11 protein-coding genes and 2 pseudogenes are annotated in these 13,016 nt (G+C 70.9%); 11 read left to right on the top strand and 2 right to left on the bottom strand.

Annotated elements, in window-relative coordinates; all coding sequences use genetic code 11:
• Window position 1 precedes the first annotated feature (1 nt).
• Both ACWBNA_RS41895 and ACWBNA_RS41890 read right to left on the bottom strand, forming a co-directional pair.
• A pseudogene (locus ACWBNA_RS41895) lies at window positions 2–315 on the bottom strand (2-oxo-4-hydroxy-4-carboxy-5-ureidoimidazoline decarboxylase); the annotation flags it as partial.
• A 43-nt stretch (window positions 316–358) separates the two neighbouring features.
• Window positions 359–598 (bottom strand): annotated as a pseudogene (locus tag ACWBNA_RS41890) (hypothetical protein); the annotation flags it as partial.
• A gap of 217 nt (window positions 599–815) precedes the next feature.
• On the opposite strand from ACWBNA_RS41890, the gene ACWBNA_RS41885 reads away from it, so the two are divergent.
• The 11 genes from ACWBNA_RS41885 (at window position 816) to ACWBNA_RS41835 (ending at window position 12,862) form a co-directional block, all read left to right on the top strand.
• Window positions 816–1,886: a lytic transglycosylase domain-containing protein gene (locus ACWBNA_RS41885; protein ID WP_482709835.1), complete on the top strand. Its 1,071-nt coding sequence runs from the start codon at window positions 816–818 to the stop codon at window positions 1,884–1,886.
• A 121-nt stretch (window positions 1,887–2,007) separates the two neighbouring features.
• Window positions 2,008–3,084, top strand: coding sequence for an RNA polymerase sigma factor (locus ACWBNA_RS41880; RefSeq protein ID WP_482709834.1), 1,077 nt, complete (start codon window positions 2,008–2,010; stop codon window positions 3,082–3,084).
• Window positions 3,085–3,196: 112 nt separating this feature from the next.
• The gene (locus ACWBNA_RS41875; protein ID WP_482709833.1) at window positions 3,197–4,141 is read left to right on the top strand and encodes an ABC transporter ATP-binding protein; all 945 of its coding nucleotides are present in this window, start codon (window positions 3,197–3,199) and stop codon (window positions 4,139–4,141) included.
• The gene (locus tag ACWBNA_RS41870) at window positions 4,138–4,908 is read left to right on the top strand and encodes an MlaE family ABC transporter permease (protein ID WP_482709832.1); all 771 of its coding nucleotides are present in this window, start codon (window positions 4,138–4,140) and stop codon (window positions 4,906–4,908) included. Before ACWBNA_RS41875 ends, ACWBNA_RS41870 begins: the two co-directional genes overlap by 4 nt.
• Window positions 4,909–4,912: 4 nt before the next feature.
• Complete coding sequence (locus ACWBNA_RS41865; protein WP_482709831.1) at window positions 4,913–5,716, top strand: MlaE family ABC transporter permease; 804 nt, start codon at window positions 4,913–4,915, stop codon at window positions 5,714–5,716.
• A gap of 14 nt (window positions 5,717–5,730) precedes the next feature.
• On the top strand, window positions 5,731–6,987 hold the full coding sequence (locus ACWBNA_RS41860; protein ID WP_482709830.1) for an MCE family protein: 1,257 nt from the start codon (window positions 5,731–5,733) through the stop codon (window positions 6,985–6,987).
• A complete protein-coding gene (locus ACWBNA_RS41855; protein ID WP_482709829.1) occupies window positions 6,984–8,021 on the top strand; it encodes an MCE family protein in 1,038 nt (345 codons plus the stop codon). Before ACWBNA_RS41860 ends, ACWBNA_RS41855 begins: the two co-directional genes overlap by 4 nt.
• Before the next feature lie 179 nt (window positions 8,022–8,200).
• Window positions 8,201–9,178 (top strand): MCE family protein, encoded by a 978-nt coding sequence (locus ACWBNA_RS41850; protein WP_482709875.1) that lies wholly within the window; start codon window positions 8,201–8,203, stop codon window positions 9,176–9,178.
• Window positions 9,178–10,308: an MCE family protein gene (locus ACWBNA_RS41845; protein WP_482709828.1), complete on the top strand. Its 1,131-nt coding sequence runs from the start codon at window positions 9,178–9,180 to the stop codon at window positions 10,306–10,308. The genes ACWBNA_RS41850 and ACWBNA_RS41845 overlap by 1 nt, the downstream gene beginning before the upstream one ends.
• Window positions 10,305–11,588 carry an MCE family protein gene (locus tag ACWBNA_RS41840; protein ID WP_482709827.1) on the top strand — a complete coding sequence of 428 codons (1,284 nt, stop codon included), beginning with the start codon at window positions 10,305–10,307 and terminating at the stop codon, window positions 11,586–11,588. Before ACWBNA_RS41845 ends, ACWBNA_RS41840 begins: the two co-directional genes overlap by 4 nt.
• Complete coding sequence (locus tag ACWBNA_RS41835) at window positions 11,585–12,862, top strand: MCE family protein (RefSeq protein WP_482709826.1); 1,278 nt, start codon at window positions 11,585–11,587, stop codon at window positions 12,860–12,862. Before ACWBNA_RS41840 ends, ACWBNA_RS41835 begins: the two co-directional genes overlap by 4 nt.
• The last annotated feature ends 154 nt before the right edge of the window (window positions 12,863–13,016 follow it).

Below are 13,016 nucleotides of genomic sequence, written 5' to 3'. Positions count from 1 at the left end.
GACGGATGCGGTTGATCTTGCGCAGTTCGGGGCGGACGATCTCGTGTTCCCGCTCCGGCGCGTCGGCGATCCGCTCCTTGACCGCGTCCCGCGTCTGCTCCCCGGTCAGGCCGGGGTGCGCAGATCAGGAAGGCATGGCGGAACTTGTCCTGGTAGGCCAGGTTCAGTGCGAGCTTTTACGGCGTGATGGTCGTCGGAGGCCCCGGCCATGCCGCCCTGTCCCCGGGCCGAGGTGGGATGCTCCGGCTCGGGTCGCCCGATCGGCGAGTGGCCGGCCAGTCGCCTGCGCCAGGTCCTCGCCTCCGCCAGATCCTCGCCTCCGCCAGATCCTCGCCTCCGCCAGGTCCTCGGCCATCTCCTCCTCCCCGATCACGTCGACCTGCGGCGGGACACGGGTGGCGCCGACCTCCACGGCCTTGCACAACAGGGCGTCGACCGCGGTGAGCACGGCGTCGCAGCCGCTCTCCGTGGTACTGCCGGACTAGCCCACGTCCACGGCGTCCAGGTCGGCGGCCTCGATGACGTCCCGCCCGAGGGGCGCCTGCCAGGGCTCGCCAAGGTCGAAGGGTTCCGTCGTGAACTCCACACGCCATCGCAGCCTGCTCCCGACACCGCCCCCCGACCGCGGTTCCCCCCGAGGGCCAAGGGCTCCACGGCGGCGGAATCGGTTCGTCCGTCATCAGGTGCTCCTGGCCGACACCGCCGCCCTCGACAGCACGAGCGTTCACGAGGTTCCGGTTCACGGCGACGGACCCGCCACCGCGCCGCGTAGAGCAGGAGACGGATCCACAGCGGGAGGGGAGTACAAGGTGGCAGTGCGCGTACGTGGAGGTGCCCTGAGAGGCGCGAGGGGTACGGCGATCGCGGCGGCGGCGATGGCCGCGCTGACCGCGTCACAGGCGCCGGGGACACTCATCGCACAGGTTGCCGCGCCCGCGCGGCAGGCACCCCCGGGGCACGGGCCGGGCGTGTCCGGCGGCTCCCCGTATCGCACCGAACTCCCTCCGCTGCGGCCCGCCGAGGTGCGGGTCGCGAAGCAGCGGCCGAAGGAGGCACCCGTGGCGGGCGGTGCGCTGCCCGCGACCGTGTTCGCCGCCTACCGGCACGCCGAGTCGGAGCTCGCGCGTACCGCGCCCGGCTGCCGGCTGCGGTGGCAGTTGCCGGCCGCGATCGGCCAGGTGGAGTCCGGGCAGGCGCGCGACGGACGGGTGTCGTCCGACGGTACGACCCTGGCGCCGATCCTCGGGCCGCGGCTGGACGGCGGCGCCTTCGCCCTCATCCGGGACAGCGACGGCGGGGCGTACGACGGGGACCCGGTGTACGACCGCGCGGTCGGGCCCATGCAGTTCATCCCGTCGACCTGGGCCGTGTGGGGCGCGGACGGCAACGGCGACGGGCAGGCGGACCCGAACAACGTCTTCGACGCGGCGCTCGCCGCCGGACGCCATCTGTGCGCGGGCGGGCGCGACCTGTCGGACCCCGCCGACCTGAACCGGGCGATCCTCGGCTACAACCACTCGGCGGCGTATCTGCGCACGGTCAGGGCCTGGTACACGTACTTCCTGGACGGACACCGGGTGGTGCCGGACCGGGCCACCGAGTCCCCGGGGGACGGAAAGTCGTCCCGGCCGAGCCGCACCACACCGGAACCCTCGCCGAAGCCGTCCGGCGGGCCGGGCGTCGCCCCGCCGCGTAGGCCGTCCCCCTCGCCCTCCCCCTCCGGAGCCCGGCCGGCCGACGGTGGAGCATCCGGGGCGGAGGAGCCGGCAGCGCCTGGCGAGTCCGCTTTCCCCGTACCCGGCCCGGGAGTTGAGCTTCCAGGCGACGACATACTGCCCGGTATGGACCCGCTGGCCAGTGAAGGGAGGGCCGACGCCGTCGATTAGACGATCGGACAACAGTGCGGACTCGATGAGTGCCACCCTCTCCACAACCGCCACTACCGGGCGGTAATGTCGCCCCCCGCCGGACGGCACGAGACCGGCGGGTGAGCGCGAAGGGGCCCTCATGGCGACGGACATGCCTGCGGAGACGGCAGCAGCCGACGAGCGTTGGGAACGCATGTGGAGCCACCGCGAGCAGTTGCTCAAGGTGGCCCGGCGCAGGTCGATGAGTCCGGAGGACGCCGAGGACGCCGTGCACGAGGCGATGCTGCGCGCCGCCGAGCGCCCGGACCTCGACGACGAGCGCCTCGGTGCCTGGCTGACGACCGTGACCATGCGGCTGTGCGTCGACCGGTACCGCCAGGTGAACCGCGAGACGCAGGTGCGCAGCAGCCCCATGCTCGTCGCATCGGTTCCGGTACCCGTCGAGGAGGCGGTGTGCGACCGGGCCGAGGCCAGGTGGCTGGCCGTGCGCAGCGGGGAGTTGCCCGCCCGCCAGGCGGAGGCGCTGCGCCTCAAGTCCGAGGACCTGGACGTGGGCCAGGTCGCCGTGCGGATGGGCCTGAGCTACCGCACGGTCGAGTCGCTGCTGGCCCGTGCCCGGCGCACCCTGCGCGCCTCGCTCGCCGGGACGCTCGGGCTCGTGCTGTTCCTGCTGGGCCGCGGGCGCCCGCGCTCGGGCGGGAAGGTGCAGGCCGTGGCGGCCGCCTCGACCGCCGCGACCCTGGCGGTGGCGGTGTTCGTGCTGCCGTACTCACTCGACGGTCACGAGAACGGGAGCGGCAGGACTCCGCGGCCGCCCGTGGGGAGCCCCGCCGAGGCGCTCCGGTCCGACGGCGCCGGCCGGAGGGAGGCAGCGGACACGCGCGGCGCCTCGAAGGCCACGCCCCCCGCCCGGCCGGCGCCCCCTCAGCGGTCGGACGCCCGGCCGCTCGTACCGCTGTCCGTGCCACCCCTGGCGGACGTCCCGCTGCCGACACCCGAAGTCCCGCGCGTGCCCGACGTGCCCATGGTGCCCGAGGTGCCGGACGTGCCCGAGGTGCCGGACGTGCCGGACGTCCCCCAGGTGCCGGACGTGACGGATCTTCCGGGCCTTGCGAACATGACGGACGCATCGACGGAGTCATCGGTCCCGAATGTCTCGGATGTTCTGAACACCCCGGCCGACACGACCGACCTGGACGTGCCCCCGCCGAGCTGAGCACGCTCCCGCGAACCCTTTCGAAAAAAATCCGCCTCCCCAGCGACGGACACCCCTCTCCTCCCCGTAGAGCACATGTCGGAGCTGCTCCACGGGCCGAAGGGTGTACCGGATGGGTGTCGAGATCTGTGTGGAAGGGCTGACCAAGTCCTTCGGTCAGCAGGTCATCTGGCAGGACGTCTCGCTGACGCTGCCCGCCGGGGAGGTCTCGGTCATGCTCGGCCCCTCGGGCACGGGCAAGTCGGTGTTCCTCAAGACGCTCGTCGGGCTGCTGAAGCCGGACCGCGGTTCGATCACCATCGCGGGCCGGGACATCACGAAACTCCGTGAGCACGACCTGTACGAGGTGCGAAAGCTCTTCGGCGTGCTGTTCCAGGACGGCGCGCTGTTCGGCTCGATGCACCTGTACGACAACATCGCGTTCCCTCTGCGCGAGCACACCCGCAAGTCGGAGAGCCAGATCCGGCGGATCGTGCTGGAGAAGATGGACATGGTGGGGCTGATCGGCGCCGAGGAGAAGCTGCCCGGTGAGATCTCCGGCGGGATGCGCAAGCGGGCCGGGCTCGCCCGAGCCCTGGTCCTCGACCCGGAGATCATCCTCTTCGACGAGCCGGACTCGGGCCTCGACCCGGTGCGCGTGGCGTACCTCAACCAGCTCATCGTCGATCTCAACGCGCAGATCGACGCGACCTTCCTGATCGTCACCCACGACATCGCCTCGGCCCGTCAGGTGCCGGACAACATCGGGCTGCTGTTCCGGCGCGAGCTGGTGCTGTTCGGCCCCCGCGAGGAGCTGCTGACCAGCGACGAGCCCGTTGTACGGCAGTTTCTGAACGGCCGGATGCAGGGGCCGATCGGCATGGCGGAGGAGAAGGACGCCGCCCAGGTCGAGGAGGAGCTGGCGCAGCTCGGCGACGGCGAGCGGGCGAAGACCGCCGGCAGTCGGGCCCTGCCTCCCCGCCTGCTGCCGGGCCTCGGCATCACCCGCCCGCCGCGCTGGCAGTCGATCGCGAGACGCGAGGAGGAGCTGCAGCGCAGGGAGGTGGCGGACGTATGAGCCTGTCACCCACCGGAGCGCTGCGGCATTCGGGGAGTCTGTTCGCGATGGCGCTTGACGTGCTCCGGACGATCTTCCGGCGGCCTTTCCAGGCAAGGGAGTTCATCCAGCAGGCGTGGTTCGTCGCGAGCGTCACGATCCTGCCCACGGCTCTCGTGTCGATCCCCTTCGGCGCGGTCATCGCGCTGCAGATCGGCAGTCTGACCCGGCAGCTGGGGGCGCAGTCCTTCTCGGGTGCCGCCTCCGTCCTCGCCGTGCTGCGGGAGGCCTCGCCGATCGTCACCGCGCTGCTGATCGCGGGCGCGGGCGGCACGGCGATCTGCGCGGACCTCGGCGCCCGCAAGATCCGTGACGAGATCGACGCGATGCAGGTGCTCGGCATCGACCCCATCCACCGGCTGGTCGTACCGCGTGTCCTCGCGTCGATGCTGGTGGCCGTGCTGCTCAACGGTCTGGTCTCGGTGGTCGGCGTCGCGGGCGGCTACTTCTTCAACGTGATCCTCCAGAACGGCACGCCGGGCGCGTACCTGGCGTCCTTCACCACTCTCGCCCAGCTCTCCGACCTGTGGGCGGCCGAGCTGAAGGCACTGGTGTTCGGGGCGATCGCCGCGATCGTCGCCTCCTACAAGGGACTCACGGCGAAAGGCGGCCCGAAGGGCGTGGGAGACGCCGTCAACCAGTCAGTGGTGATCACCTTCATGTTGCTGTTCGTGACGAACTTCGTGATGACCGCCGTGTACTTCCAAGTCGTTCCCCAGAGGGGCTGAGGGCATGGCGCTGTTGCATCGCCTGGAGCAGCTGGGCTCCCAACTCTCCTTCTACGGCCGATCGTTGGCGTGGACGGGCCGTACCCTGCGCCGCTACAAGAAGGAGGTGCTGCGGCTGCTCGCCGAGGTGAGCTTCGGCCGTGGCGCGCTCGCGGTGGTGGGCGGCACGGTCGGCGTCATCGCCTTCCTCTCCTTCTTCACGGGCACCGAGGTGGGACTCCAGGGCTACGCGGCCCTCAACCAGCTCGGTACCTCCAACTTCGTGGCCTTCCTCTCGGCGTACTTCAACACCCGTGAGATCGCACCGCTGGTGGCCGGACTCGCGCTGTCCGCGACCGTCGGAGCCGGGTTCACCGCGCAGCTCGGCGCGATGCGGATCAGTGAGGAGACGGACGCCCTCGAGGTGATGGGCGTGCCTTCGCTGCCGTTCCTGGTGACGACGAGGATGATCGCCGGCTTCGTCGCCGTCATCCCGCTGTACGTGATCGGGCTGCTCTCCTCGTATCTCGCCGCCCGCACCATCACCACCGTCTACTACGGGCAGTCGACGGGCACGTACGACCACTACTTCCAGCAGTACCTGCCACCCGTCGACGTGCTCTGGTCCTTCGGCAAGGTGATCGTCTTCGCCGTCCTGATCATCCTGGTGCACTGCTACTACGGCTACTACGCGAGCGGCGGACCGGCGGGGGTCGGCGTGGCGGTGGGCCGCGCGGTGCGGACGTCGATCGTCGCCATCAACGTCCTGGACTTCTTCCTGAGCCTCGCGATCTGGGGCGCCAGCACGACCGTACGGATCGCGGGGTGAGCGGGGTGAGTGAGGTGAGCCGAGTGAGACTGCGGCTGTACGGAATCGCTTTCGTCGTCGTGATGGCGCTGTTGCTGTCACTCGCCATCGCCGTCTACCAGCAGGCGTTCACCACCGTCGTACGGATCACCCTGGAGGCCGACAGCCTGGGCAACCAGCTGGATCCGCGCGCCGACGTGAAACTGCGCGGGCTGCTGGTCGGTGAGGTGCGGGCGGTGCGCGCGGACGGCGCCAAGGCCACCCTCGACATCGCGCTCAAGCCGGAGCACGTGCGCTTCATCCCGGCCGACGTGCACGCGCGGCTGCTGCCCAAGACGCTGTTCGGCGAGAAGTACGTCGACCTCGTGGCACCCGCCCGCACCGCACGGTCATCGGCTCGGCCCATCCGCGCCGGGGACGTCATCACCCAGGACCGCACGACGGTCGGCATCGAGCTGCAGCAGCTGATGAACGACCTGCTGCCGCTGTTGCGCACCGTCGAGCCCGGTGAACTCAACGCCACCCTCTCGGCGTTCGCCACCGCGCTGGAGGGCCGCGGCGACCGGATCGGGGACAACCTCACCCGGGTCGAGGGCTATCTGCGCCGCCTCAACCCTCATCTGCCGTCCCTGAAGGAGGACATCTCACGGTTCGCCGACGTCGCCGAGGTCTACGGCGACGCCGCACCCGACCTGATGAGGATCCTGCGCAACACGGTCACCACCAGCCGCACCCTCGTGGAGAAGAAGGACCGGCTGTCCGCCGCGCTCCGCACGACCGCGACCGTCGCCGGCACCGCGGACCGCTACCTCGACGACAACGGCGACCGGCTGATCACCCTCGGCCGGGTCTCCCGTCCCACCCTGGAGCTGTTCGCCCGCTACTCCCCCGAGTACCCGTGCCTCCTCGAAGGACTGGTCCGGCAGGAGGCGGCGGCCGAGGAGACGTTCCGGGGCGGCGAGATGCGCATCACCCTCGAGGTCGTCCGCCCGCGGCCCGCGTACGAGCCCGGCGAGGAACCGCGCTACGGCGAGCGGTCGGGCCCGAACTGCCGCGGCCTGCCCCGTCCTGCGGTGCCCGCGCCGCACACGAAGCTCAACGACGGAACGTCGTCGGGGAGTTCGGGTGGCGCGCTGCCCGGGAATGCCGATGTGTCCGCCACCAGGGCCGAGCAGCGGGCCGTCGGCTCGCTCGTGGCCCCCGTCATGGGAGTGCCCGCCGATGAGGTGCCGCCCGTCGCGACCCTGTTGTTCGGCCCGCTGGCGAGGGGAACGGCGGTGAGCAACGCATGAGGGCGACAGGAGCCCGGCAGACCGTGGCACCACTGGTCAAGTTCTCTCTCTTCGCTCTGGTGACGGTCCTGGCGACGGCGCTGCTCGCCGCCACCATCGTCAACGTGTCCTTCGAGCCGAAGCACACCTACCGGGCGGTCTTCAGTGACGTCACCGGACTGGAGGAGGGCGACGACATCCGGGTGGCCGGAGTACGGGTCGGCGAGGTCGAGGGCATCCGGATCAAGGACCGGATTCTCGCCGAGGTGACTTTCACCGTCACCGCGAACCGCCCGCTGCTGACCGGCACCGGCGCGGTCGTCCGCTACCGGAACCTGCTCGGGCAGCGGTACGTCGCGCTGACCGAAGGGCCGGGCGACGGCAGCCGGCTGCGGCCCGGCGGCACCATCCCGCTGTCCAGGACCCGGCCCGCGCTGGACCTCAACGCGCTGCTGAACGGCTTCAAGCCACTGTTCGCCGCGCTCAGCCCGGGCGACGTCAACCAGCTCGCCACCGAGATCATCCGAACCCTGCAGGGCGAGGGCGGCACGGTGAACAGCCTCCTCGCGCACACGGCGTCGCTCACCACGACGCTGGCCGACCGCGACGAGCTGATCGGCTCCGTGATCGACAACCTCAACTCCGTGCTGGAGACGCTCGACAAGCGCGGCACCCGGTTCTCCGGACTGCTCAAGCAGCTGCGGCGGGTGATCTCGGGGCTGTCCGCCGACCGCAAGCCCATCGGGAAGTCCCTGGAAGGCATCGGCGACCTCACCGAGGCCACCTCGGGGCTGCTGGAGGACGCCCGGCCACCGCTGAAGGACGACATCACGGAGCTCGCCGAGCTCACCGGAACCCTGAACAGGAACGAGAAAACCGTGGAAGGCGTGCTGAATCGGCTGCCGAACAAGCTCACCGAGCTGACGGGAACGGCCTCCTACGGCTCGTGGTTCAACTTCTACCTCTGCGACTTCGACGGCCGGATCGTGCTGCCGAAGACGAAGCAGGCGGTCACTCCCGAGCTGCACGTGGCACGGGCGAGGTGCGGCTCATGACGAAACGCGTCCGGGGGGCCCGTCCGGAACCACTGGTCAGGGTCCGCATCGACCCGCCGAAGCTCCCGAAGATATGGCTCCTGCCGCGCCGGGCACCGCGCCCACGCCGTCCGGAACCGCTGATGAAGGTACGGATCGAGCCGCCCAGGCTGCCACGCGTACGCCTGAGCCGCCCGCGCCTGATCCCGTTCCGGGAGCGCAACCCCGTGACGATCGGCGCCGTCGGCCTCACCACCCTCGCGCTGCTGGCCGTCGCCGCGTTCAACGCCGACAGTCTCCCGCTGATCGGCGGCGGCGAGACGTACAGCGCGGCCTTCTCCGAGGCGGGCGGCCTCAAGCCGGGCGACGAGGTACGGATCGCCGGGGTGAAGGTCGGCAAGGTCGAGGAGGTCGACCTGGACGGCGCCCACGTCAAGGTGACATTCAAGGTCAAGGACCACCCGGAGTTCGGCACCGCGACCGGCGCGTCGATCCGGGTCAGGACGATCCTCGGCGCGAAGTACCTGGCACTGCACCCGAAGGGCCCCGGGCGATTCCGGCCCGGCGGCGAGATCCCGCTGAGCCGGACGGTGTCGGCGTACGACGTCGTCGAGGCCTTCAGCGATCTGACGACCACGACGGAGGAGGTCGACACGGAGCGGCTCGCGAAGGCGCTGGACACGATCTCCACCGCCTTCCAGGACTCGCCCGAAGAGGTACGGGCGTCCCTGAAGGGACTGTCGCGGATCTCCCGGACGGTCGCCTCACGCGACAAGGCGCTGCGCGGCCTCCTCGACCACGCGCACGGGGTCACCGGCGTGCTGGCCGAGCACACCGAGGACTTCTCCGCGCTGGTCGAGGACGGCGACAAGCTGTTCCAGGAGATCAGCAAACGGCGCACGGCTATCCACCGGCTGCTCAAGAACTCCGCCGCGTTGGGCATTCAGCTGTCCGGCCTGGTCGAGGACAACCGCGAGCAGATCGGGCCCGCGCTCAAGAACCTCAACACGTTCGTGAAGATGCTCGAACGCAACCAGGCGAGCCTCGATCGCAGCGTGAAGCTGCTCGCCCCGTACGTCCGGGTCTTCACCAACACGCTCGGCAACGGCCGCTGGTTCGACGGCTACATCCAGAACCTGGTGGCGGCTCCCGTGGTGCCGCGGAAGGGGGGTTCGTGATGATCGGCCGGCTGAGGAGCAGGCGTCTGGCCCTGCTCACCGCGCTCGCGGTCGTCGCCGCGCTCGTCGTCGTCCTGTGGCCGCGCCAGGAAAAGGTGCGTATCACCGCGTACTTCCCGCGCACGGTCGGCATCTATCCCGGCTCGGACGTACGCGTCCTGGGTGTCCGGATCGGCGAGGTCACCGAGATCGCACCGGAGGGCGGCCGGGTACGCGTGGAACTGGAGTACGACGAGGGCCGCGAGGTACCGGCGGAAGCGAAGGCCGCGATCATCAACTCCTCGGTGGTCAGCGACCGTTACGTGCAGTTGCTGCCGGTGTACCGCAAGGGCCCGGTGCTGCGGGACGGCGACGTGATCCCCGAGTCGCGGACGGCCGTCCCGGTCGAGCTGGACCGGATCTTCGACAGTCTGCACACGACCGCCGAGGCGCTCGGCCCGCAGGGCGCGAACAAGGACGGCTCCCTGTCCCGGCTGCTCGGCGTGAGCGCCGACAACCTGGAGGGCCAGGGCCAGAACCTCCACCAGACGGTCGAGGACCTCTCACAGGCGGTCACCACACTGTCCGACGGCCGGGGCGACCTGTTCGGCACCGTACGGAACCTGCAGGTGTTCACGGCCGCGCTGGCGGCGGACGACAAGGGCGTGCGCTCGTTCAACAGCAGCCTCGCGACGGTGGCGGAGCAGCTCGCCGGGGAGCGGGGGGACCTCGCGGCGGCGCTGAAGCACCTGGGCACCGCCCTGCGTGAGGTGTCCACCTTCGTGCGGGAGAACAAGAAGTCGCTGACCTCGAACGTCGAGGGCCTCAGCAAGGTCACGAAGGTGCTCGTCACCCAACGAGCCGCACTGGAGGAGCTGTTGGAGGTCGCGCCCACCGGGCTGTCCAACCTGCAGAACGCCTACAACCCGGCGGCGGGCACCCTCGACACCCGCAACAACCCCGACCAACCGCAGGACCCGGCCGCGCTGTTGTGCTCCCTGCTGAAGACCACCGGGGACGAGGGTGGCAAGAACCCCGACTGCGCGGAGCTGGACAAACTCTTCGGCTCCCTGCCCGAGGTACCCGCGGCCGCGCCGGTGACCGGCACGGTCGACCGGAGTCTCGGCGGAATCCTGGAGGCCGGCGCATGAGCGGAGCACACACGGCCCGGGCGGTCACCTGGACGGCGGCGGGTTCGTTGCTGCTGTCGGGCTGCGGGTTCAACGGCTGGTACGACGTCCAGCTCCCCGGCGGCGCCGCAGCCGACGGCCACGCCTACCGGGTCACCGTCGAGTTCCGGGACGTACTGGACCTGGTGCCGCAGTCGGCGGTGAAGGTCGACAACGTCACCGTGGGCGCCGTCGAGAAGGTGGAGCTGAACGGCTGGCACGCCCGGGTGCGGCTACGGGTCGCCGACTCGGTGAAGCTGCCCGGCAACGCGGTCGCCGAGCTGCGGCAGACCAGCGTGCTCGGCGAGAAGTACGTGGCGCTGTCCGCGCCGCCCGACGGCGAACCCGTGGGGCGACTGCGTGACGGCGACCGCATCCCGCTGTCCCGCAGCGGCCGGAACCCGGAGATCGAGGAGGTGCTGTCCGCCCTGTCCGCACTTCTCAACGGCGGCGGGGTCGCCCAGCTCAAGACGATCACAGTGGAGCTGAACAAGGCCCTCGAAGGCCGCGAGAACCGGGTCAGATCCTTGCTGGAGGAACTCGACACGTTCCTCGGTGGCCTGGACGACCAGCGCGCCGACATCGTCCGCGCCCTCAGAGGAGTCGACCGGCTGGCGAAGCGGCTCCGCACGGAACGGAAGACGATCGCCACGGCCGTCGAGACGCTGCCGCCCGCGCTGAAGGTCCTCGCCGACCAGCGGCGCGACCTGACGAGGATGCTCACCGCCCTGTCCACGCTCGGCAAGACCGGCACCAGGGTCGTGAACGCCTCACACGGCGACACGGTCGCGAACCTCAAGCGGCTGAAGCCGATCCTGCGGCAGCTGAACAAGGCGGGCGACGACCTGCCCAACTCCCTCGAACTGCTGACCACCTACCCGTTCCCGCGCAACGCGGCCGACGCCGTCAAGGGCGACTACGTCAACCTCAAGGTGACCGCCGACCTCGACCTGTCCGGCATCTACGACAACCTCACCGACGAACCCGGCGGTTCCGGCGACCCGGGCGGAGGTGACACCGAGGTACCGGACACCCCGGGCCTCCCCGACCTGCCGGACGTCCCCGGGGTTCCGACGCCGACCGCGCTCCCGGACTCCCCGGACCTGCCGGACACGCCCACCGGTCCGTCGGCGCCCTCGGACGACGACCTGCTGTGCCCGCCGGTGTGCACAGCCGCTTACGGTGCCGCGGGTTCCCGGCGCCTGCCCGCGGGGATCGACCTCGCGCTCGCGGAACTCATGCTGAAGGGGATGCAGCCGTGATCACACGTACGGTCAAGGCCCAGTTGCTCGCCTTCGCCACCATGACGGCCGTCGGGGTGTCGTACGTCGGCGCCGAATACACCGGTCTGGTCGACGAGGTCCTCGACCGCGGCTACACCGTGCGCGCCGACTTCGCCGAGTCCGGGGGCGTCTTCCCCGGCGCCGAGGTCACCTACCGGGGAGTGCCGGTGGGCCGGGTGGGCGAGCTGCGCTTGTCGGGGGCCGACGGTGTCCTGGTGGCGCTGGAGATCGAGGACGACGCGCCCCGGGTCCCGGCGGACACCCTCGCCGTCGTGGCGAACCGCTCGGCGGTGGGCGAGCAGTACGTCGACCTGCAACCGCGCCGGTCCGACGGCCCGTATCTGCTGGACGGCAGCACCATCCGGCGCCAGGACACGCGCGTCCCGCTGGCCACCACGGACCTCGTGCTCGGTCTGGACCGGCTGGTCAAATCCGTACCCAAGGACGACCTGCGCGTCACCGTCGACGAGTTGGGCAAGGCCTTCTCCGGCACCGGGCCGCGTCTGAGCCGCCTGGTGGACTCCGGGAACGAGCTGGTGGAGTCGGCCTCCGCGTCCCTCCCCGAGACCGTCGCACTGATCGAGGACTCGCGGAAGGTCCTCAAGACGCAGGCCGACCAGGGCTCGGCGATCAAGTCGTTCTCCCGCGATCTCGCCGCCCTCACCGCCGAGTTGAAGTCGAGCGACGGGGACCTGCGCCGACTCGTCGGCAACACGGCCCCCGCCGCACAGGAGGTCGACTCGCTGCTGAGGTCCACCCGGCCGCATCTGCCGGTCCTGCTCGCCAATCTCATCAGCGGCGGCCAGGTGACACTGGCCCGGCTGCCCGGCGTCGAGCAGGCCCTGGTCACCTTCCCGGTGGTCGTCGCGGGCAGCTACACCGCCATCCCGGGCGACGGCACCACCCACTTCGGGCTGGTCGTGGGCGCCGACGACCCGCCGCCGTGCACACAGGGGTACGACACCCGGCGGCGCGACCCGGCCGACACCAGCACACGCCCCGCAAACACCGACGCCCGCTGCACGGCACCGCGCGGCAGCGACACCTCGGTGCGGGGCGCGCAGAACGCCCCCGGAGCGTCGTCCGGTTCCGGCGGCGTCGACCGGGCCGCGTACGTCACTCCGTACGACCCGGAGACCGGCGCCGCGACCGGCCCGGACGGAACGCCCGTCGAGATCGGCTCGACGGGCGGGGAACAAACCGTGTTCGGAAAGGACTCGTGGCAATGGCTGCTCGTCGGACCGATGGCATGAGCGCGGGGTTCCTCACGGGGACCCGCGCATCCCTCACCCGGGCGGTACGACCGCTGCGCCGGTTGCTCGCCGGGCGCGCGGACGCCCGGCGCGACAGGGCCGGGCGCGCGGACGCCGGGAGCGGTGCGGCGTCGCCGTCCGCGGGGCGCCGCAG

This window comes from Streptomyces sp. Q2 (genome assembly GCF_056820935.1).
This window is presented reverse-complemented; position numbering and strand designations above follow the sequence as displayed.